The following is a 17661-nucleotide window of genomic DNA, read 5'->3' as shown; positions in this document are numbered from 1 at the left end:
AACCCTTGGCAGCCTCACGAGCCCGACGCCCCTAGCCAGCACACGGCGCCGCTTCCCAGCACCACCCACCATGACGGCCATTTCCATTTCATCAGAGCCACCAAAGCCAGGAGCATCAGGCCCATGTCTTGCCAGGTCTGGATCGTGCTCGTCCACAGAGGATCGTACAAGGCCGCCAGCAGCAGCCCCACCACGGCCGCATTGAGGCCCTGCAAGGCGGCTTGCAGGCGTACCTCACCGCGCAGGCGCTCCCAGAACGGCAAAGCACCCAGCACCAGCAAGAAGGCAGGCGCGAAGATCGCCAGCAGGCAGATCACGCCACCCAGCCACCCCGTGGGCGCCTGGTTCATCGCTGCGCCCAGGAAGGCCGCAACCGTGAAAAGCGGCCCGGGGACCGCCTGCGCTGCCCCGTAGCCGGCCAGGAAGAGATCGTTGCTCACCCAGCCAGAGGGCACGACTTCAGCCTGCAGCAGCGGCAGCACCACGTGCCCGCCGCCGAAGACCAGCGCACCTGCTCGGTAGAACGCGGCCACCCTCGACAGCGTGGTGCTCGGCCACCAGGCCGCCACGAGCGGCAGCCCCACCAGCAGCAGCATAAACAACCCCAGCCAACACAGGCCCGCGCGACGTCGAATGCCGATCGCCAGGGGCTCATGGGTACCCGCCGGTTCGGGCGTGAACGCCAGCACACCAATGAGCGCGGCGATTGCGAGCGCGCCCATCTGCCCCAGCACGGACGGGACGGCCAGCACGAACAAGGATGACGCGACCATGAGCAGGCGCCGTCGCGCATCGGGGCACAGCGTGCGCGCCATGCCCCAGACCGCCTGGGCGACCACCGCCACGGCCACGACCTTCAGACCGTGCAGCACGCTGGCAGGCAAGGCCTGGGCATGACGCGTGATGCCCAGCGCGAAGACGATCAAGGCTGTCGCGGACGGCAGGGTGAACCCCAGCCAGGCTGCCAGTGCCCCGCCATACCCGGCACGCGACAGCCCGAGGGCGATACCGACCTGGCTGCTGGCAGGCCCAGGCAGCAGCTGGCACAGACCGACCAGGTCCGCATACTGGCGTTCGCTCAACCAGCGGCGTCGCACGACGAAGGCGTCCCGGAAGTAGCCCAGGTGGGCGATTGGCCCACCGAACGACGTCAGGCCCAAGCGCAGAAAGATCAGGAAAACGGCCCAGCGGCTACGGTCGTTTTCGGCACGATGGGTCGTATTCATTCAAAAGGCGGCTTGAAAACGCAGGTTGGCGATTGTTAGCACGTTTTCAACGCGGTGCAATGCCTCCGCGTTGCGGACAGCACCGGCAGCGCTGCGGCAACGACAGGCCTGGCTGCGCAGCGCCCATGAAAAAGCCCGCGCTGACCTCCCCAGGCCAGCGCGGGCTTTTCATCGCTCCAGGATCAGACGCGCTTGGCGCTACGGATCTGGTGCACCACGCCCATGGCCACCACCACGGCCGCCGCAGCGCCGGTGGAGATCACCAGGATCTGGTAATCAGGCAGGAAGGCCATCACCACCAAGCAGACCACGATGAACGCGATCACCAGGTAGGTCAGCCAGGGGAACAGCCACATCTTGAGCTGGATCTCCTTGCCCTCGGCGATCAGCTTGCGGCGCATGCGCAGCTGCGAGAAGGCGATCACCAGGTACACCAGCAGGGCGATCATGCCGGTGGTGTTCATCAGGGTTTCCAGCACGTCCTGGGGACGCAAGGTCTCGCTGAAGTTGATCAGGGCGCAGAACACCGCGACCAGGCACGAGCCGACGATGGCGAACACCGGCACGCCGGAAGCGGCGCGGGTGCGCTTGAAGATCGACGGCGCGTCGCCACGCTTGGCCAGGGAGAACAGCATGCGCGAGGCGGTGTAGTGGCCGGAGATCAGGCAGCTGCTCACCGAGGTCAGGACCACGAAGTTCATCAGCAGCTCGGCGTACGGCACGCCCAGCAGCTCCAGGGTACGGCGGTAGGCGCCATAACCGGAGACACCCAGGTGCGGGTCGTTCCACGGCACCAGGCAGACGATCAGGAAGATCGAACCGACGTAGAACAGGCACACGCGCCAGACCACGGAGTTGGTGGCCTTGACGATCTGACGGGCCGGGTCCTTGGACTCGGAGGCGGCGATGGTGACGATCTCGGCGCCCAGGAAGGCGAACATCACGCCCAGCAACGCACCGACCACCGTGGTCACGCCATTGGGCATGAAGCCTTCGGTGGTCAGGTGGGTCATGCCGCGCACTTCGCCGAACTGCCAGATGTTCATGACGGCGGCGGTGCACACGATCAGGAAGCAACAGATCGCCACGACCTTGATCAACGCGAACCAGAACTCGAACTCACCGTAGTGCTTGACGTTGAAGAAGTTCACCGTGATCAGCAGCAAGGTGGTCGCCAGGACGAACACGTTGACGCTCACGTCGGGGAAGAAGCCGTGCAGGATCTTGCCCGCCACGTAGGCTTCCCAGGCCATCAGGATCACCCAGTACCACCAGTACAGCCAGCCGATGGTGAAACCGGCCCAGCGCCCGATGGCGCGGTCGGCGTAGGTGGAGAACGAGCCGGTGTCCGGCGAGGAGGTCGCCATCTCGCCGAGCATGCGCATGATCAGCACCACCAGGATGCCGCCGGCCAGGTAGGCCAGCACGGCGGCCGGGCCAGCGCTGTGGATCACGCTGCCGGAGCCGACGAACAGGGCGCCGCCGATGACACCGGCGATCGACATCATCGTCAGGTGGCGCGGCTTGAGGGTGGCACTGAGCTTGCTCTCGTGCTCCCCGTTCGCGGCGAGGGTGGAGGAGGATGTTGCGTCCATCAGTTGTGTACCCCGTGTTTCTTTTTATCCAAGGAAGATCCGTGAAACCCCGATGGCTATCGGTTTCACCCGTACATCAGTGCTAGCGAGCAGGAGGGCGTGCACAACGCACACGCAGGCCTTCCATGGCGGCCTGCCTACGTGCCCGAGGAGCGATCCTCGGACGAACTGAACCGTGCGACGGCCGAATGACGGCTAGACTCCGTCATGCCTGGCCTGAAACAGGACGCAAGGCGGGCCTCGACCGTACCGCGGCGGTGTCTTTGCTGTCGTTCATGACGCTTTGTCGTGCTGGATGTGGCGATAACTGATACCTAATGTAAAAATGTCTGTCGCAATGAGCCATGCACAGGCAGGTGAAATCCTCACTGCACTGTACAGGCCGCCCATGCAATACACCTGCTCTACCCTGCTGGCGCCTGGCCGCCATGCCCTCCCTGAAGGCCTACCTCCCATGCTCGAACTTCACCCCGACTCCCCCATCCCGCTGGTCAACCAGATCATCGACGGGCTGCGTGAGCGGATCGACGATCAGACCCTCAAGCCGGGTGCCAAGGTGCCATCGATCCGTGCCTTCGCCGCGACCTATTCGGTCAGCACCTTCACCGTGGTGGAGGCCTATGACCGTCTGGTGGCTCAGGGTCTGCTGGTGAGCCGGGGCAATGCGGGGTTCTTCGTCAATCGTGCCGTGAACGAGCTGCTCGAGCAGCATGCGCAGCGGCCCGCCACGCCCCGCCCGAGCTTCAACTCGGAATGGTACCTGCAACAGATCTTCGAGACCCGCCAGCTGCCCTACAAGCCAGGCTGCGGCTGGTTGCCCAACGACTGGATGTACGAGGACGGCCTGCGTCGCGGCATGCGTCAAGTCGCAGGCAGCCCGCTGGAGCTGTCGGGCTATGGCGACCCGATGGGCCTGCCCGAGCTGCGGGCCTTGACCGCGCAGAACCTGCAGCAGGAGTTGAGCATCGTCGCCAACCCGACGCAGTTGCTGCTGACCCATGGCGCCAGCCAGGCGCTGGACCTGGCGGTGCGCACCCTGGTGCGGCCAGGCGACGTGGTACTGGTGGATGACCCGGGCTACCCCAACCTGATGAGCATCCTGCGCTTTCAGGGGGCGACACTGGTGGGGGTTCCTCGTACACCGGCCGGGTATGACCTGGACCAGCTCGAGCGCTTGCTGACCCGACATCGCCCGACCGTGTTCTTCACCCAGCCGCACCTGCACAGCCCGACCTGCTCGCGCACGCCCCTGGCACAGCTGCACCGGCTCTTGCAGCTGGCGTCGCAGCATGGGTTTCGGCTGGTGGAGAACAACCTCTACGCCGACATGATGGCCGAGCCCCAGCCTTGCCTGGCCAGCCTGGATCACCTGCAGCAGGTGGTGTACGTCGGCAGCTACTCCAAGAGCATTTCGCCGAACGTGCGGGTCGGCTACCTGCTGGCCAATGGCGAGTCGATCCAGCAGTTGTTGCGGCTGAAGATGCGCTCGGGGCTGACCACCTCGCAGGTGATGGAGCGGGTGGTGTACGCAGCGGTCATCGACGGGCGCTGGCGCAAGCACCTCAAGCGTCTGCGCCAGCGATTGGCCGAGGCGCACCAGGAGGTCGGCCAGCAGTTGCACCGCCGTGGCTTCGAACTGTTCGTCGAGTCGGACGAGGGCATGTACATCTGGGCGCGTCACCCTGACCTGCCCGACAGCGCCGCCCTGCTGGACGATGCGCTGGAGCACGGCATTATGCTGGGGCCAGGCCAGCTGTTCATGGTCAATGCCCAGGCCAGCGGCTGGATGCGTTTCAACGTGGCATTCAGCACGGATCCGGCGATGTGGGGGTCGCTGGACCCCGTGCTGGCGCGGCATGTGCACCGCGAGGGGTAACCGGGAGGCCTGGTCGAGGACGAGCGTGCAGGTCGAGGCATGCCGTGCGGCTCATCACGGGCAAGCCTGCAGTCCACCCTGTGGGAGCGGGCTTGCCCGCGATGACGGCAGCCGCCTCATGCTCCTCTCGAAGGCTGCCTTGCAGCTCATCGCAGGCTGCTCCCCGGCTGGGTGATACCGGCACTGGGTTGCCTGACGCACAGGGCGGCTGATGCCAGGGCAACCGTCGCCACACCCGACGCCGAGTCACGTCTGAAGCCAGGCGGGCCTGTCGTTCGACCTCGGGAGGACCATGCCCCAGGCGCACTACTCGCCGTACCCCATCGACCAGAAGTCGGCCTCCAACCGGGACGCCTGGGCGAAGGTCGCGGCCAGTTCGGCGAAACGCTGTTCGGTCATGCCACGGCGGGCCAGTTCGTCCAGATGGGCACGGGCTGCAGCCGCGACGCCCTGGTAAGCCTCCCCGGCGTATTCGCCCACCCACTCGCGGTACGGATGACTGGCCAGATCCGGCACGTCGCGCGCCAGGCGCTGCCCGATCTCGGCGTAGCCCATCACGCACGGCGCCAAGGCCACGTGCAGGTCGAGCAGGTCACCCGCGGCGCCGCAGTCGAGCACGAACCGGCTGTAGGCCACGGTGGCGCGGTGCTCGGGCGCACGCTCGACGTCGTCTCGGGACAGCCCCCAGCGTGCGCACAGGCGCAGGTGCAGCTCGGTCTCGTCGAGTATGGCCGCCAACCCTGCCTGCGCCGCGCGAATGTCATCGGGGCGGCGGCTCTTGTAGGCGGCCAGGGCCCAGGCACGGGCGAACTGGATCAGGAACAGGTAGTCCTGCACCAGGTAGGTACGAAACACCGGCTCAGGCAGGACGCCCTCACCCATCTGCCGGACGAAACGGTGATCGACGTAAGCGGCCCAGTCTGGCGCCGCAGCAGCCTTGAGGCGATCGAACAGGTCCATGGGTCACGCCTCCTCGGCATAGGCAGCTTCGAAGAACGCACGCTCCAGCGCCACTGCGCGCTGGAAGAAGCCCTGGCTGATCTCGGCCTGTTCAGGCCCGACGCGGTCCAGTTCGGCGCGCAGGAAGGCGACGACGTCCCGAAAGGCCGGGTTGTCGTGCAGGGTGATCCATTCGGCATGTTCGTAACGTGCGGGCAATGGGCGAGGCGCACGGCTGGCCCAGTCCAGGTACAGCCACTCGGCCACCACCAGCACCGACAGCACCGCAGCATAGCAACGGGTCTGCGCTGCCTCGCGCATCAACGCCTTGAAGCCTGCGGTGGGCGCGGCGTCCTCAGGCGACTGGCGCTGTGCCTCGTCCACGCCCAGCGCCTCGAATGCCCGCAGGAAATAGGTGCTCTCCTCACCGGCGATCAGCCCGACGAAGCGCCCCAGCCGAAGCCGGGCCTCAAGGTGGTCGGCACTGGCGATGGCCGCCCCGAGCAAGCCCAGGAAACCGTCGAGGAAGCGGTGGTCCTGGATCAGGTAGCGGGCCATGACCGTATCGGCCACCCGGCCCTCGCACAGTTCGGTGACGAAGCGGTGCTCGACGGCAGCGGTCCAGGCGGGCGCGTTCTGGTGGCGCAAGGTATCGGTGAAACGTTCGGTCATCGGGCTGTCCTCGTGCAGGTGACAGCGAGGCCGTGGCAGGTCGACATGGAGTTGGCCTCGCAATGAGGCCGGCAGAAAGGCAGGTGCTTGCGCCCATCCCTTCGCCGGCATGATCCGGATCAGGTTCGAAGGGTCACCGCGCCAGCGGTTTCTCAGCCCTTTGCAGGGCTCCCCTTGGTACAGGCCTTGTATACAGCAGGTCGACGCTGGCGTCATGCACGAATGGCCCGTGGTCGCTTGTCGTGCATTGATACAGATGCATCGGACGTAGAACTTGGATCCTATCCCCGCGCAGGGTAAGCTGCGCGATAGCTATAGGCCATCATCTACACCCATGCCTTGTCGAGACCTCGCCTTGCCCAGCCACTCCACACGTCAGACCCTCGCCCGCCAATGGGCCATTCTCACCCTGCTGCCCGATACAGGGCCTGGCCTGAATGCCCGCGTGCTGCAGCAGCTGTTGCTGGGGGTTGGTCACGACACCAGCAAGCGCACGGTGGAACGTGATCTGCTGGAGCTGTCGAAGGTCTTCCCCTTACGTTGCGAAGACCAGAGCCTGCCGTACAGCTGGTCCTGGCAGCCAGGTTGCAAACCCGTCTCGACGTGCCCTGCCGACCCCATCGCCCTGCCTGAACAACCACGCCCCACGGCCATCGAACCCCGGCACATTCGGGTGGCCTTCAAGGCCGAGCCAAGGCTGACGCAGGATTTCGCCCAGACCTTCGGCGTCTCGGACCTGACCCTCGAGCCGACGCCAGAAGGCGACACCCTCGCCTGTGCGACGCTGGAGGACACGCCGATGCTGCTGCACTGGCTGCTGTCCCAAGCGGGCTCCTTGCGCGTGCAGGCGCCTGCCGCGTTGCGCGAGGCCATGCTGGCACGGCTGCGCAAGGGCCTGGAACTGCACGAGCAGTGAAAGCCGCTCATCGTGGCGTCTTGCCCGTAATTTGAAACACGCTGATACGTCTAGCGCCTCCTTCCTGCCGCTTGTCCGTAGGCGCACGCACGCTGCGCCATTGGACTGAACTTCTTTCGTCGACGCCTCGTCACCCTTTGTAGCGGCACTTGAACCGGCTGTATGCCGGGACCACTCATCGAAGGGAGATCATCATGGACAAGACCGATCGCGATCCAGCCGCCTCGGCGTCTGCCGGGAGTACGCAAGATCACGTGCACGCCATCGCCGACGAGGCAGGCTCCTTGCTCAACGAAGCCAAGACTCAAGGTACCGAGCACTACGAGCAGTACCGCGACACGGCCGCCGAGCAACTGGAAACCCTCAAGCAAGGGGCGCAGTCCGCCGCCGAGGCGCTACAGGGCAATGACACCCTCGGGCTGTCGCAGTACCTGGGCCAACTGGCCGGCTACCTGGGCAACTTCGCCGAGCAGGTACGCCATCAGAGCGCCGAGGAATTGCTGCAGAAGGGTTCGCGCCTGGCCAAGGACAACCCAGCGCTGTTCATCGCCGGCAGTGTCGCGATCGGGTTCGGTCTGTCACGTTTCCTTCGCGCCAGCGAACATGGCCACAGCGAGCCGTCCGGCAATCATCCGCCCGCTGCCTACGGCGCCAGCGAACCCTTCCACAGCGCGCCACCGACGCCCGATCGCTCCAGCGATGTGTCCACGCACAAGCCTTACACGCCCGTCGATGCCCAAGGCAGCGCAGCGCCGGTCGACCCGATCGGTGCGACCCACGTCAGCCCGATCACTGGCTCGAGCCGTGACAACGACCCGCTCAAAGGAGGCCTGTGATGAACCACGATCCGCTCAACCCTACCCCGCCCGTCACGCCCCATGCGGAAGACTCGGTGGGCATCGGTGGCCTGCTGCGTCAGCTGATGCATGAAGTCCCGGCCCTGTTCACCAAGGAACTGGCCCTGGCCAAGTCCGAGCTGCAGCACAACCTCAACACCTTGAAGGCCGGCACCGCGGCCGTGGCGGCTGGGGCGATCGTGCTGCTGGCAGGCTTCATCATCCTGTTGCTGGCAGCTGTCTATGCCTTGGCCACCGTGGTGGCGCCCTGGCTGGCCGCGCTGATCGTCGGCGCCATCACCGTGATCATCGGCTTCATCATGCTGCAGTCGGGCAAGAAGCAGTTCGAGCCTTCGCATCTGACGCCGGACCGCACGCTCAACGCCATGCACCAGGACAAGGAAGCGATCAAGAGGAAATTGCCATGAGCCCGTCGTTCGAACACGAGTCGCACAAGAACCCTGACCAGCTGGAACAGGAAATCAACGCCAAGCGCGAGCACATCAGCCACCTGGTCGATGCCATCGAGCAACGCATGACCCCTGGCCAGTTGTTCGACCAGGCGCTGTCCTACACCAAGGGCAACGGTGGCGAGTTCTGCCACAACCTGGCGGTGACCTTGAAGAACAACCCGCTGCCCACCACCCTGACGGCCATCGGCCTGAGCTGGCTGGCACTCAACCAGAACAAGCCGTTCAATCCAGGGCCGGCGACCCACGGACCTGGGCTGGGTGACAAGCTGGGCGACATGGTCGACACGGTCAAGGGCGCCTTTGCCCAGGCAGGCGACAAGCTGCACGACGCAGGCGACAGTGTCCGGGCCAAGGCCCACGACCTGCGTGACAAGGCCAGCGACATGAGCGAGAGCACTCGCCATTCGGCTGGCGACACGGCTGACTCGCTGCGTCGCACCGCCCATGACACCACCGACTCGCTGCGCCGGACGGCCCACGATGCACGGGACCAGATCAAGCAGCAGACGGACGTGGTGAAAGGTCAGTTCGACACCTTGCTCAAGGAGCAACCCCTGGTGCTGGCCGCCATCGGGATCGCCCTGGGTGCCGCCATCGGTGCCGCACTGCCGTCGACGCGCAAGGAAGACCAATTGATGGGCAGTGTCAGCGACCGCCTGACCGACACCGTCAAGGCCAAGGGCGAGCAAGCCTACCAGGAAGCCAAGGACACGGTGAAACAGAGCGTTGCCGAGCAGGATGCGCACGCTACGCATGACGCCACCAAGCCTATGAGCACTGGCCCAGGGGCGCACACATCGTCCACGCAGCCAGGAACCGATCTGTCCTCGGGCCTGGGCTTCACGCCTGACAACGACAAGGTGTGAGGCCACGCCGCTTGCGTTCAAGGCCTGGGCCGACAGCAGGCCATGACGCAATGCGAGACCAATCGCGCAAGTAGAGTGGGCTTGTCAGGAGGTCGGTGGGGCGGTCATTGCCCTCATCGCTGGCAAGCCAGCTCCCACTCGGGCCAATGCAGCCTGCCAATAAGCCGAAGCCGAACACCTTCCTGTGAGAGCGGACTTGCCCGCGATGCAGGCGGTGATTGATCGAATGCCATAGCCGACAAGCTCCACTTAGGCCGGTACAGCCTGTCAAGAAGCCGAGCTGAACACCTTCCTGTGGGAGCGGGCTTGCCCGCGATGCAGGCGGTGATTGATCGAACGCTATCGCTGGCAAGCCAGCCTCCCCCAGGCCAGCACAGCGGACCCAGAAACAGCAATCGCACCCCTCTCTTTCCCCCGCCTCCCCATGACCGCTCATCGCCTGTCACAAGCAAGCAGCGCGCCAATCATCTTCCCAAGGCACATTTCATGGAATTTCGCCGTTGCGGGGGCAGTCAGCTGATTACATGCAAGAGAAGTGACCAAAGCACAGGGGGTATTTCATGAGCCTTGCGATGATACTTTTCAGCCTGATCAGTGCATGGATGGCGATTGCGCTGGCGATGTTGTGGGGTGTATTGCGAATTGCCAGACGGCATCAAGGTCCGGTGGCCGCAGCGCCCGTCGAACGCGAGAAACGAATGACGAATCGAGCGACGCCCGCCTTGTCGTTGCACTGATGCCCATTGTCGGAGCAGTCAGTGACGGCAAGCAGGCGCAGGCCTGTCAGGCCGTGCGCCCCACGGAGGGGCGAAGACGCCGCCGTTGCGACAGGCACACGAAGGTCAGGCCAAGCACGCCTGCCAGCGAGCAGCCCAGCAGCCACAGCAGTGGCATCCGGTACTGCGCGACGTCTGCATCGAGCCCCGTGAAAGCGCGGTAGGCATGCAGGTCGGCCTTGCCTTCAGCGTCTCGGATCGAAATGCTGCCTTGGCGTATCTCGCTGTAGTCGCTGTCGAAGTAGACCCAGACCTTCGCGCTGCCCCCTGGGGTGATCTCAGGGATGTCCACCGCGCTGGCCGGCTGTTCGTGAACCTCGTCATCACCGGCATCGTTGCGCACCTGCACCAGGCCCTTGGCCGGCAAACGAATATGGATGTCCTTGACGGGTCGCTCGCTGGTGTTGTTCAAGTCGATGTACAAGGCAGTGCGGTGATCCACCAGCCCGGCTTCGAAGGGCTTGGCAAACATCTGCCGGAACGGCGCCTGGGACACTTCGACCAACTGAGCGACTTGATCCTGGTCGAGCGCGCCAGCGCCGATGCGCTGCACCTGCCGTGACAGGACGTCGTACTTGAGCTGTTCGCTGGCGGCACTGATCCGTGCGCTGAACTGGGTGGGATAGGTCAGGCTGTCGTACGTCAGGTAGGCTTGCAGCCGGGCGTCGCCCCGCGTAAGCACGAACCCCACGATCACGAGGGCCAGCACGGCCAGGACGCCCACGAGGGATTTTCCAACTTTTTCCCAACTCAACGGTACGCTCCCTTCTCTAGAACGGCTTGGGGGTGGTCGATTGCGCGCAAAGCGTGCCAACTTCGGCGCGCCTGGGCAAGCACAGACTTGCATCCTGTACGAAAACCCTGCGTCTTCGTCGCAATGCGCCGTAACAGGCAGGCCAGACCGTGACGGAACAGGCCGGCTCGCACAGCACTCCATAGTGTCAGAGCCTTCGCCGCGCAACCCCAAGGAGCCTGCATGCCGTCCAAGACCGCCATCACCTGCAGACAGGGCCTGTTCGTGGGCTTTGCGCTGGTCTTCGTCGCCTGCGGCTGGGATCCCCTCGACCGCACCACCTGGCTCGTGGAGAACGGCCTGGTCCTGGTCGGCGGTGCACTGGCCTGGCTCTACCGAGATCGCTTCGCGTTGTCCACCCAGGCCTGGGCACTGATCGTGGCTTTCCTCTGCTTGCACGAGATCGGCACGCACTTCACCTACCCCAGGGTCCCCTACGACGCCCTGTCGCTGCAGTGGCTGAACGTCAGCCTCGACCAGACGTTCGGCTGGCAACGCAACCAGTACGACCGGCTGGTGCACTTGGCGTACGGCCTGCTGCTGGCCCTGCCCTTTCGCGAGCTGCTGGTGGCGCGCTGTGGGTTGCAGGGCGCCTGGGCGTCCCTGGTCGCCTGGTCCTTCATCCTGGCCACCTCCTTGCTCTATGAACTGATGGAGTGGATCGGTGGCGCCTACCTGGGCGGAGGCGATTCCTCGTTCGTCGGGGCCCAGGGTGACTTCTGGGATGCGCAGAAGGACATGGCGCTGGCCACGGTCGGCAGCCTCGTGGTGCTGATGCTGCGGGGCCGACACATTCGTGCCAAGGCCTCTGCACTGGCCCAGCATTTTCAGCGACCTACCTGATGATTCTGTCGCCTGCAAATCGCCCGAAGACAAGGATCGAACATTTTTCTGAACCTCGCGCGCATGCCTCCAGTCACACGAATGCGGACCCCACCGCCACATGGATATGACTTAAGGAGCTATGGCCCATGAACAAGAAACTTCAAGCTGGTATCTGCAGCGTTCTCTTCGCCTTCGCCGCTCAGGCCGTCATGGCTGCCGAACCTGCCGATTTCGTCGATGAAGCCTCTGCCAAGGGCATCGCCGAAATCGAAGCCGGCAAGCTGGCCCTGGAAAAGAGCCAGTCCGCAGACGTGAAGACCTTCGCCCAGATGATGGTCGACGACCACACCAAGGCCAACGAACAACTCAAAGGCATCGCCCAGACCAAGAACATCAAGGTCGCGACCGACGCCGAACTGATGGACAAGGCCAAGAAGCTGATCCTGGACATTCGTGACGAATCGTTCGATCGCTCCTATGCCAACAACCAGGTCAAGGCGCACGAGCAGACCATCGAACTCTTCAAGGAAGAGGTCAAGGACGGCAAGGACGCGGACGTGAAGAAATTCGCAGCCGACACCCTGCCTAAACTCGAAGCTCACCTGACCCAGGCCAAGAAACTGGCCGCCGCCCACGGTGGCGACGCTGCGCACGACAAGACCCAGTAAGACGCAAGGGTTGGTCGACGAGGCGCCGTGATCACGATCCGGCGCCTTTTTTCATTGTTCATTGCTTTCGCCAGGACGCCTCTCGATGAATCCACCGCCTGCTCGTGCCCTCAAACGTGTCGTCACCCTGCCGCTGCTGGTGTTCTTCATCCTGGGCGACGTACTGGGTGCCGGCGTCTATGCCTTGGCCGGCGCCATCGCCGACCGGGCCGGGGGCGCGATCTGGGCCCCGCTGGCGGTGGGGTTGCTGTTCGCCCTGTTCACGGCCGCGTCGTACGCCGAACTGGTCAGCAAGTACCCCCGCGCCGGGGGCGCGTCGGTCTTCGCCCAGCGTGCCTTCGGCTCGCCTCTGCTTTCGTTTCTGGTCGGCTTCGCCATGCTGGCGGCCGGCATCACCAGTGTGGCCGGCCTGGCGCTGGCCTTCTCCGGGGAGTACCTGCGCGTTTTCCTGGACTGGCCGACCCACATACTGGCCCCGCTGTTCTTGTTACTGATCGCTGCGCTCAACCTGCGCGGCATCAAGGAATCTCTGAGCGCCAACCTGGTGATGACCGTGATCGAACTCAGTGGCCTGGTGCTGGTGATCGTCGCCGTGGCCGCCTTGTGCGGACAAGGCCGCGCCGAGCCTTCGCGGCTGCTGGACTTCGGCGGCCACGCACCGGCCGGCGCGATTCTCGGTGCAGCGCTACTGGCGTTCTATTCCTATGTCGGTTTCGAAACGTCCGCCAACCTGGCCGAAGAAGTGCGTGACGTGCGCCGTACCTACCCCAAGGCCCTCTTCATGGCCCTGCTGATCGCCGGCCTGGTCTACCTGGCCGTCGGTGCCGGGGCCGCGCTGGTGATGCCCGCCGATGCGCTGATCGCCGCCAAGGCCCCATTGATGGACATCGTCGGCGATTCAGGCCTGGGCATCCGTCGCAGCTGGTTCGCCGTGATCGCTCTGGTCGCGGTCGCCAACGGCGCGCTGCTGACCATGATCATGGCCAGCCGCCTGACCCTGGGCATGGCCCGTGAAGGCCTGCTGCCGGCCTGGCTGGGCCAGGTGCTGCCGAACCGACGTACCCCGGCACCGGCCATCCTGGCGACCACCGCACTGGCCGCGCTGCTGACGCTTACCGGTACTCTCGAAGTGCTGGCCGAGACCGTGGTGCTGCTGTTGCTGTTCGTGTTCCTGAGCACCAACCTGGCCGTGCTGGTGCTGAAGAAGGACAAGATCGAGGAGCCCCACTTCAGCATTCACCCGATCGTGCCGGTACTGGGCATCCTCTCGTGCCTGGTGCTGCTGACCCAGCAACCGGCCGGGAACTGGTTGCGGGCCGGCATCCTGCTGGCAGTCGGTGTCGGCCTGCATGCGCTGGCGCGCCGTTACGGCACGCGTGCGGTCGCGCACTGAACGCCTCGTTGACCCGACGCGTCGAAGGCGCCCCTTCAAGACCTGCCGGTGCACGCGCCGGCCGAACGAGGACCTGTGATCGTGACCACTCAAGCCCCCTGGCGCTCTGCAGACACCCTCGCGCAGATGCAACGCTTCAACCGCACGCTGGCCTGGCTGCCGCGGTTCCGCATGCGCAACCGCCTGGCCCCGACCGCGCTCCAGGCCCTGCTGCGTGCCGGCCAGTTCGCCGGGATGCGGGACCTGGCCAAGCATGGCCTGCAGGCCCGTATGCGCCTGGGCGGGCTGCCGGACACGCCGGTCCCGGTGCGCATCATCCGCCCGGCCGGCCCCTCCAGAGGCATCGTGCTGGACATCCACGGCGGGGGCTGGGTCATCGGCAACGCGCAGATGAACGACGACGTCAACGCGGCGCGGGTCAAGGCTTGCAACGTGACCGTGGTGTCGGTGGACTATCGACTGGCGACCACGACGCCGCTCCAGGGGCTGCTGGACGACTGCTTGTCGGCCGCGCGCTGGTTGCTCGAAAGCGACGACGACGCCTTCGCCGGCCTGCCGGTGATCCTCATCGGCGAGTCGGCCGGCGCGCACCTGGCCGCGGCGACCCTGCTGTCGCTCAAGGCCTGGCCTGACCTGCTGGCGCGCATCCAGGGGACGGTGCTCTATTACGGCGTCTACGACCTCACCGGCACGCCCAGCGTGCGCAGCGCCGGCCCCGACACCTTGGTGCTCGACGGCCCCGGCATGGTCGAGGCGTTGCGGCGCCTGACCCCCGACATGAGCGACCAGCAGCGCCGCAACCCACCGCTGTCGCCCCTGTACGGGGAACTCGACGGCCTGCCGCCAGCCCTGCTGTTCGCTGGCGAACTCGACCCCCTGCGCGATGACACGCAGCTGATGGCCGAACGCTGGTCCCAGGTGGCAGCGGTCGAGACGCACCTGCTGCCCGCCGCGCCCCATGGCTTTCTCCACTTTCCGGTGCCGCTGGCCCAGCAGGTGCAGGCCCACAGTCATGCCTGGATGAACCAGCGCCTGGCCGGTTGAGGTACCCGGCGCGGTCGAGCAACGGGCCTTGGCATTACGCTCGACCTGCGCCAACCGCAGCCCCCTGCCTCGATACTGCACCTCGCGCCCAAGCCAGGCGTCGTTCACCTGGGAGGCGTGCTGCCATTGCCGGTCAGCCAGTACATCAACGGTCGACTCCTCGGGACACTCCACGCGTGGGCGAGGCTCCGGCCATGGTCTGCCGGCGGTCATGCCAATACAACCAGACCAGGGGCGGCACCAACACCAGCAACGCCAGGCCGTCGATTACCCCGTGGGACCACAGCCCCACCCGCAGCGACAGCCAGAGGTCCTGCGGCGCCCACAGCAGCAGCCCAGCCATCAGCCAGCCCCAGACGCGGTGATCGGCAAAGCGGTCGCCGAGCTGGATCAACGCCAGCATGTACAGCGCGTAGCTCTGCACGGTGGCGGCGAACAGCGCCATCCACCAGACCTGCTGCTCACGCGCGGCGACGGGCACAGCCTGCGCCCAGAAGACCTGCTCGATGCTGGCGAAGTAGCTGTCGAACCAGGGCGCATGCCCGGCCCAGGTCAGCACCAGGCCACCAAACAGGTGCGCCAGCGCCATGGCCTGCAGCCAGCGGATGCGTCGCTGTCGAGGCCGGTCGGGAACAGTGGGAGAAGGCATCATGGAGGCTCCTGGAGACCGTGCGCGGCGACGTTACATGACCCTGAGGCCGGCCCGCAAATCACATGGCCGCCGATCGCTGTCCCTTTTAGACAGGGACGCGATCAGGTCGTAGGGCAGCAGCACGGTGTCGGCATGGATCATCAGGCGCCTGGAAGCGCCGACGATGCCGTTCAGCGCCTCAGGAGTGCGTCAGGTGCCTCGTCTGACGAGACGGTCTCGACACCCTGATCGCCGGGTTCATTCCACGTCTTCGAGCACGCCCTGGTCCTCGCCCAGGAAGCCGCCGCTCTGGTGCTGCCAGAGCCGCGCATAGGTACCGTTCTTGCGCAGCAGCTCGGCATGGGTGCCCTGCTCGATGATCCGCCCGGCGTCCATCACGATCAGGCGGTCCATGGCCGCAATGGTCGAGAGCCGGTGGGCGATGGCGATCACGGTCTTGCCCTGCATCATCTCGTCGAGGCTTTCCTGGATGGCCACCTCGACCTCCGAGTCCAGCGCACTGGTGGCTTCGTCGAGCAGCAGGATCGGCGCGTTCTTGAGCATCACCCGGGCGATGGCGACCCGTTGGCGCTGCCCGCCGGACAGCTTGATGCCGCGCTCGCCGACCAGGGTGTCGTAGCCGGTGCCGCCCTGGCGATCGCTGAGCTGGCTGATGAATCCGTCGGCCTGGGCGTTGACCGCCGCCTCACGGATCTGCGCTTCGGTGGCGTCGGGGCGTCCATAGGCGATGTTGTCGCGAATCGAGCGGTGCAGCAACGAGGTGTCCTGGGTGACCATGCCGATGGCGCTGCGCAGGCTGTCCTGGGTCACCTGGGCGATGTCCTGCCCGTCGATGCGAATCTGGCCACTGTCGACGTCGTAGAAGCGCAGCAGCAGGTTGATCAGCGTCGACTTGCCGGCCCCGGAGCGCCCGACCAGGCCGATCTTCTCGCCGGGGCGGATGTCCAGGTTCAGGCCTTGCAGGACCTGGCGCTCGCCGCTGTAGTTGAAGCTGACGTTGTCGAAGGTCACTGCCCCACCGGTGGTCACCAGGGTGCCCGCGTCGGGCGCGTCCTGCACCTTGGGGCCGCGGGTGAGCGTGTCCATGCCGTCCTGCACGGTACCGATGTTCTCGAACAGCGAGGTCATCTGCCACATGATCCAGTGCGACATGCCGTTGATGCGCAGGGCCATGGCGGTGATCGCGGCCACGGCGCCAGTGCCGACGTCGCCCTGGTGCCACAGCCACAGGGCGTAGCCCCCGGCGCCCATGATCAACCCGACCACCAGCGCCTGGTTGACGATCTCGAACTGGCTGACCAGGCGCATCTGGCGGAACCCGGTCTGCTTGAAGTCTTCCATGGCCGCGCGGGCGAAATGGGCCTCGCGCTTGGAATGGGAGAACAGCTTGACGGTGGTGATGTTGGTGTAGGCGTCCGACACCCGCCCGGTCATCGACGACCGCGCGTGCGCCTGCTCCTGCCCGACCTTGCCCAGGCGCGGCACGAAGTACGCCATGGCCAGGCCGAAGAGCACGATCCAGGCCAGGAACGGCAGCATCAGCTTGAGCGCGAAGCCGCCGGCCAGGGCGACGATCGCCACGAAGTAGACGCCGATCCCCGGGATGATCTCCACCAGCGTGAACAGCACCTCACGCACCGACAGCGCGGTCTGCATCACCTTGGTGGTGACCCGCCCGGAAAACTCGTCGGAGAAGAACGACAGGCTCTGGCGCAGCATCAACCGGTGAAAGTCCCAGCGCAGCCGCAGCGGCAGGTTGATCGCCAGGATCTGGTGCTGGACCATGGTGCGCAGCGCCACCAGCCCGACGCTGGCCACCAGCACGATGCCGATGCCCCAGAGCACACGCTGCTCCTGGCCTGTCGCGTCGCCACCGGCCTGCCAGGTGGTCAACAGGTCGACGACCTGCCCGAGGAAGGCGAACAGCCAGGCTTCGTAGATCGACACACCGGCGCTGAGCACCGCAAAGGCCAGGATGTACCGGCGTGCGCCGCGGGTGCAGGCCCAGAGGAACCGCGCCAGGCCGGCGGGCGGTGGCGGTGCCTCATCGGGCGGGAAAGGGTCGAGCCGTTGCTCAAATGCACGCAACATGGGGGTCTCCAAAACGATCG

17 protein-coding genes and 1 riboswitch are annotated in these 17661 nt (G+C 65.6%); of the genes, 10 read left to right on the top strand and 7 right to left on the bottom strand.

Annotated elements, in window-relative coordinates; translation table 11 throughout:
- Positions 1–14: 14 nt before the first annotated feature.
- Together chrA and G7Z99_RS10690 are read right to left on the bottom strand one after the other, a co-directional pair.
- Entirely contained in the window at positions 15–1226 is a 1212-nt protein-coding gene (chrA, locus tag G7Z99_RS10695) for a chromate efflux transporter (RefSeq protein WP_181093669.1), read from the bottom strand.
- Between the two features lie 182 nt (positions 1227–1408).
- The gene (locus G7Z99_RS10690; protein WP_181093668.1) at positions 1409–2821 is read right to left on the bottom strand and encodes an amino acid permease; all 1413 of its coding nucleotides are present in this window, start codon (positions 2819–2821) and stop codon (positions 1409–1411) included.
- Positions 2822–3275: 454 nt separating this feature from the next.
- Between G7Z99_RS10690 and G7Z99_RS10685 the strand changes: the two genes are divergently transcribed.
- A complete protein-coding gene (locus tag G7Z99_RS10685) occupies positions 3276–4697 on the top strand; it encodes an aminotransferase-like domain-containing protein (RefSeq protein WP_181093667.1) in 1422 nt (473 codons plus the stop codon).
- Between the two features lie 306 nt (positions 4698–5003).
- On the opposite strand, the gene G7Z99_RS10680 is transcribed toward G7Z99_RS10685, so the two are convergent.
- Together G7Z99_RS10680 and G7Z99_RS10675 are read right to left on the bottom strand one after the other, a co-directional pair.
- Positions 5004–5657, bottom strand: a complete 654-nt coding sequence (locus G7Z99_RS10680) for a TenA family protein (RefSeq protein ID WP_181093666.1) — start codon at positions 5655–5657, stop codon at positions 5004–5006.
- A gap of 3 nt (positions 5658–5660) precedes the next feature.
- Entirely contained in the window at positions 5661–6308 is a 648-nt protein-coding gene (locus G7Z99_RS10675) for a TenA family protein (RefSeq protein WP_181093665.1), read from the bottom strand.
- 79 nt (positions 6309–6387) lie between these two features.
- Positions 6388–6493: riboswitch (TPP riboswitch) on the bottom strand.
- Between the two features lie 170 nt (positions 6494–6663).
- On the opposite strand from G7Z99_RS10675, the gene G7Z99_RS10670 reads away from it, so the two are divergent.
- The 5 genes from G7Z99_RS10670 to G7Z99_RS10650 all read left to right on the top strand — a co-directional run bounded on the left by G7Z99_RS10670 (position 6664) and on the right by G7Z99_RS10650 (position 10136).
- Positions 6664–7224, top strand: a complete 561-nt coding sequence (locus G7Z99_RS10670) for a WYL domain-containing protein (protein ID WP_181093664.1) — start codon at positions 6664–6666, stop codon at positions 7222–7224.
- A 194-nt stretch (positions 7225–7418) separates the two neighbouring features.
- Complete coding sequence (locus tag G7Z99_RS10665) at positions 7419–8060, top strand: hypothetical protein (protein WP_181093663.1); 642 nt, start codon at positions 7419–7421, stop codon at positions 8058–8060.
- The gene (locus G7Z99_RS10660) at positions 8060–8488 is read left to right on the top strand and encodes a phage holin family protein (protein WP_181093662.1); all 429 of its coding nucleotides are present in this window, start codon (positions 8060–8062) and stop codon (positions 8486–8488) included. Before G7Z99_RS10665 ends, G7Z99_RS10660 begins: the two co-directional genes overlap by 1 nt.
- The gene (locus G7Z99_RS10655; RefSeq protein WP_181093661.1) at positions 8485–9399 is read left to right on the top strand and encodes a DUF3618 domain-containing protein; all 915 of its coding nucleotides are present in this window, start codon (positions 8485–8487) and stop codon (positions 9397–9399) included. The genes G7Z99_RS10660 and G7Z99_RS10655 overlap by 4 nt, the downstream gene beginning before the upstream one ends.
- 560 nt (positions 9400–9959) lie before the next feature.
- On the top strand, positions 9960–10136 hold the full coding sequence (locus G7Z99_RS10650; protein WP_181093660.1) for a hypothetical protein: 177 nt from the start codon (positions 9960–9962) through the stop codon (positions 10134–10136).
- Between the two features lie 46 nt (positions 10137–10182).
- Here the strand turns inward: G7Z99_RS10650 and G7Z99_RS10645 are convergent, their stop codons facing one another.
- Positions 10183–10929, bottom strand: coding sequence for a hypothetical protein (locus tag G7Z99_RS10645; protein WP_181093659.1), 747 nt, complete (start codon positions 10927–10929; stop codon positions 10183–10185).
- A gap of 222 nt (positions 10930–11151) precedes the next feature.
- On the opposite strand from G7Z99_RS10645, the gene G7Z99_RS10640 reads away from it, so the two are divergent.
- From G7Z99_RS10640 to G7Z99_RS10625, 4 genes are all read left to right on the top strand, one after another.
- Positions 11152–11811: a DUF2238 domain-containing protein gene (locus G7Z99_RS10640; protein WP_181093658.1), complete on the top strand. Its 660-nt coding sequence runs from the start codon at positions 11152–11154 to the stop codon at positions 11809–11811.
- A 128-nt stretch (positions 11812–11939) separates the two neighbouring features.
- Complete coding sequence (locus G7Z99_RS10635; RefSeq protein ID WP_181093657.1) at positions 11940–12461, top strand: DUF4142 domain-containing protein; 522 nt, start codon at positions 11940–11942, stop codon at positions 12459–12461.
- Between the two features lie 85 nt (positions 12462–12546).
- Entirely contained in the window at positions 12547–13854 is a 1308-nt protein-coding gene (locus G7Z99_RS10630) for an APC family permease (RefSeq protein WP_181093656.1), read from the top strand.
- Positions 13855–13980: 126 nt separating this feature from the next.
- On the top strand, positions 13981–14898 hold the full coding sequence (locus tag G7Z99_RS10625) for an alpha/beta hydrolase (protein WP_181093706.1): 918 nt from the start codon (positions 13981–13983) through the stop codon (positions 14896–14898).
- A 145-nt stretch (positions 14899–15043) separates the two neighbouring features.
- On the opposite strand, the gene G7Z99_RS10620 is transcribed toward G7Z99_RS10625, so the two are convergent.
- Positions 15044–15550: a cell division protein gene (locus tag G7Z99_RS10620; RefSeq protein ID WP_375139146.1), complete on the bottom strand. Its 507-nt coding sequence runs from the start codon at positions 15548–15550 to the stop codon at positions 15044–15046.
- 237 nt (positions 15551–15787) lie between these two features.
- Positions 15788–17641, bottom strand: coding sequence for an ABC transporter ATP-binding protein (locus tag G7Z99_RS10615; RefSeq protein ID WP_181093655.1), 1854 nt, complete (start codon positions 17639–17641; stop codon positions 15788–15790).
- Positions 17642–17661: the final 20 nt, after the last annotated feature.

Source organism: Pseudomonas entomophila (assembly GCF_013523165.1).
In the GTDB taxonomy this organism is placed as follows: domain Bacteria; phylum Pseudomonadota; class Gammaproteobacteria; order Pseudomonadales; family Pseudomonadaceae; genus Aquipseudomonas; species Aquipseudomonas entomophila_A.
The sequence above is the reverse complement of the archived record's forward strand: the minus strand, read 5'-3'. Positions and strand labels throughout refer to the sequence as shown.

Bases quoted from the DNA above. Each gene is read 5' to 3' on its own strand.
- G7Z99_RS10650 (WP_181093660.1), top strand. From the start codon at position 9,960: ATGAGCCTTGCGATGATACTTTTCAGCCTGATCAGTGCATGGATGGCG.
- G7Z99_RS10665 (WP_181093663.1), top strand. From the start codon at position 7,419: ATGGACAAGACCGATCGCGATCCAGCCGCCTCGGCGTCTGCCGGGAGT.
- G7Z99_RS10635 (WP_181093657.1), top strand. From the start codon at position 11,940: ATGAACAAGAAACTTCAAGCTGGTATCTGCAGCGTTCTCTTCGCCTTC.
- G7Z99_RS10675 (WP_181093665.1), bottom strand. From the start codon at position 6,308: ATGACCGAACGTTTCACCGATACCTTGCGCCACCAGAACGCGCCCGCC.
- G7Z99_RS10640 (WP_181093658.1), top strand. From the start codon at position 11,152: ATGCCGTCCAAGACCGCCATCACCTGCAGACAGGGCCTGTTCGTGGGC.
- G7Z99_RS10615 (WP_181093655.1), bottom strand. From the start codon at position 17,641: ATGTTGCGTGCATTTGAGCAACGGCTCGACCCTTTCCCGCCCGATGAG.
- G7Z99_RS10655 (WP_181093661.1), top strand. From the start codon at position 8,485: ATGAGCCCGTCGTTCGAACACGAGTCGCACAAGAACCCTGACCAGCTG.
- G7Z99_RS10680 (WP_181093666.1), bottom strand. From the start codon at position 5,657: ATGGACCTGTTCGATCGCCTCAAGGCTGCTGCGGCGCCAGACTGGGCC.
- G7Z99_RS10690 (WP_181093668.1), bottom strand. From the start codon at position 2,821: ATGGACGCAACATCCTCCTCCACCCTCGCCGCGAACGGGGAGCACGAG.
- G7Z99_RS10620 (WP_375139146.1), bottom strand. From the start codon at position 15,550: ATGATGCCTTCTCCCACTGTTCCCGACCGGCCTCGACAGCGACGCATC.
- G7Z99_RS10685 (WP_181093667.1), top strand. From the start codon at position 3,276: ATGCTCGAACTTCACCCCGACTCCCCCATCCCGCTGGTCAACCAGATC.
- chrA (WP_181093669.1), bottom strand. From the start codon at position 1,226: ATGAATACGACCCATCGTGCCGAAAACGACCGTAGCCGCTGGGCCGTT.
- G7Z99_RS10630 (WP_181093656.1), top strand. From the start codon at position 12,547: ATGAATCCACCGCCTGCTCGTGCCCTCAAACGTGTCGTCACCCTGCCG.
- G7Z99_RS10625 (WP_181093706.1), top strand. From the start codon at position 13,981: ATGCAACGCTTCAACCGCACGCTGGCCTGGCTGCCGCGGTTCCGCATG.
- G7Z99_RS10660 (WP_181093662.1), top strand. From the start codon at position 8,060: ATGAACCACGATCCGCTCAACCCTACCCCGCCCGTCACGCCCCATGCG.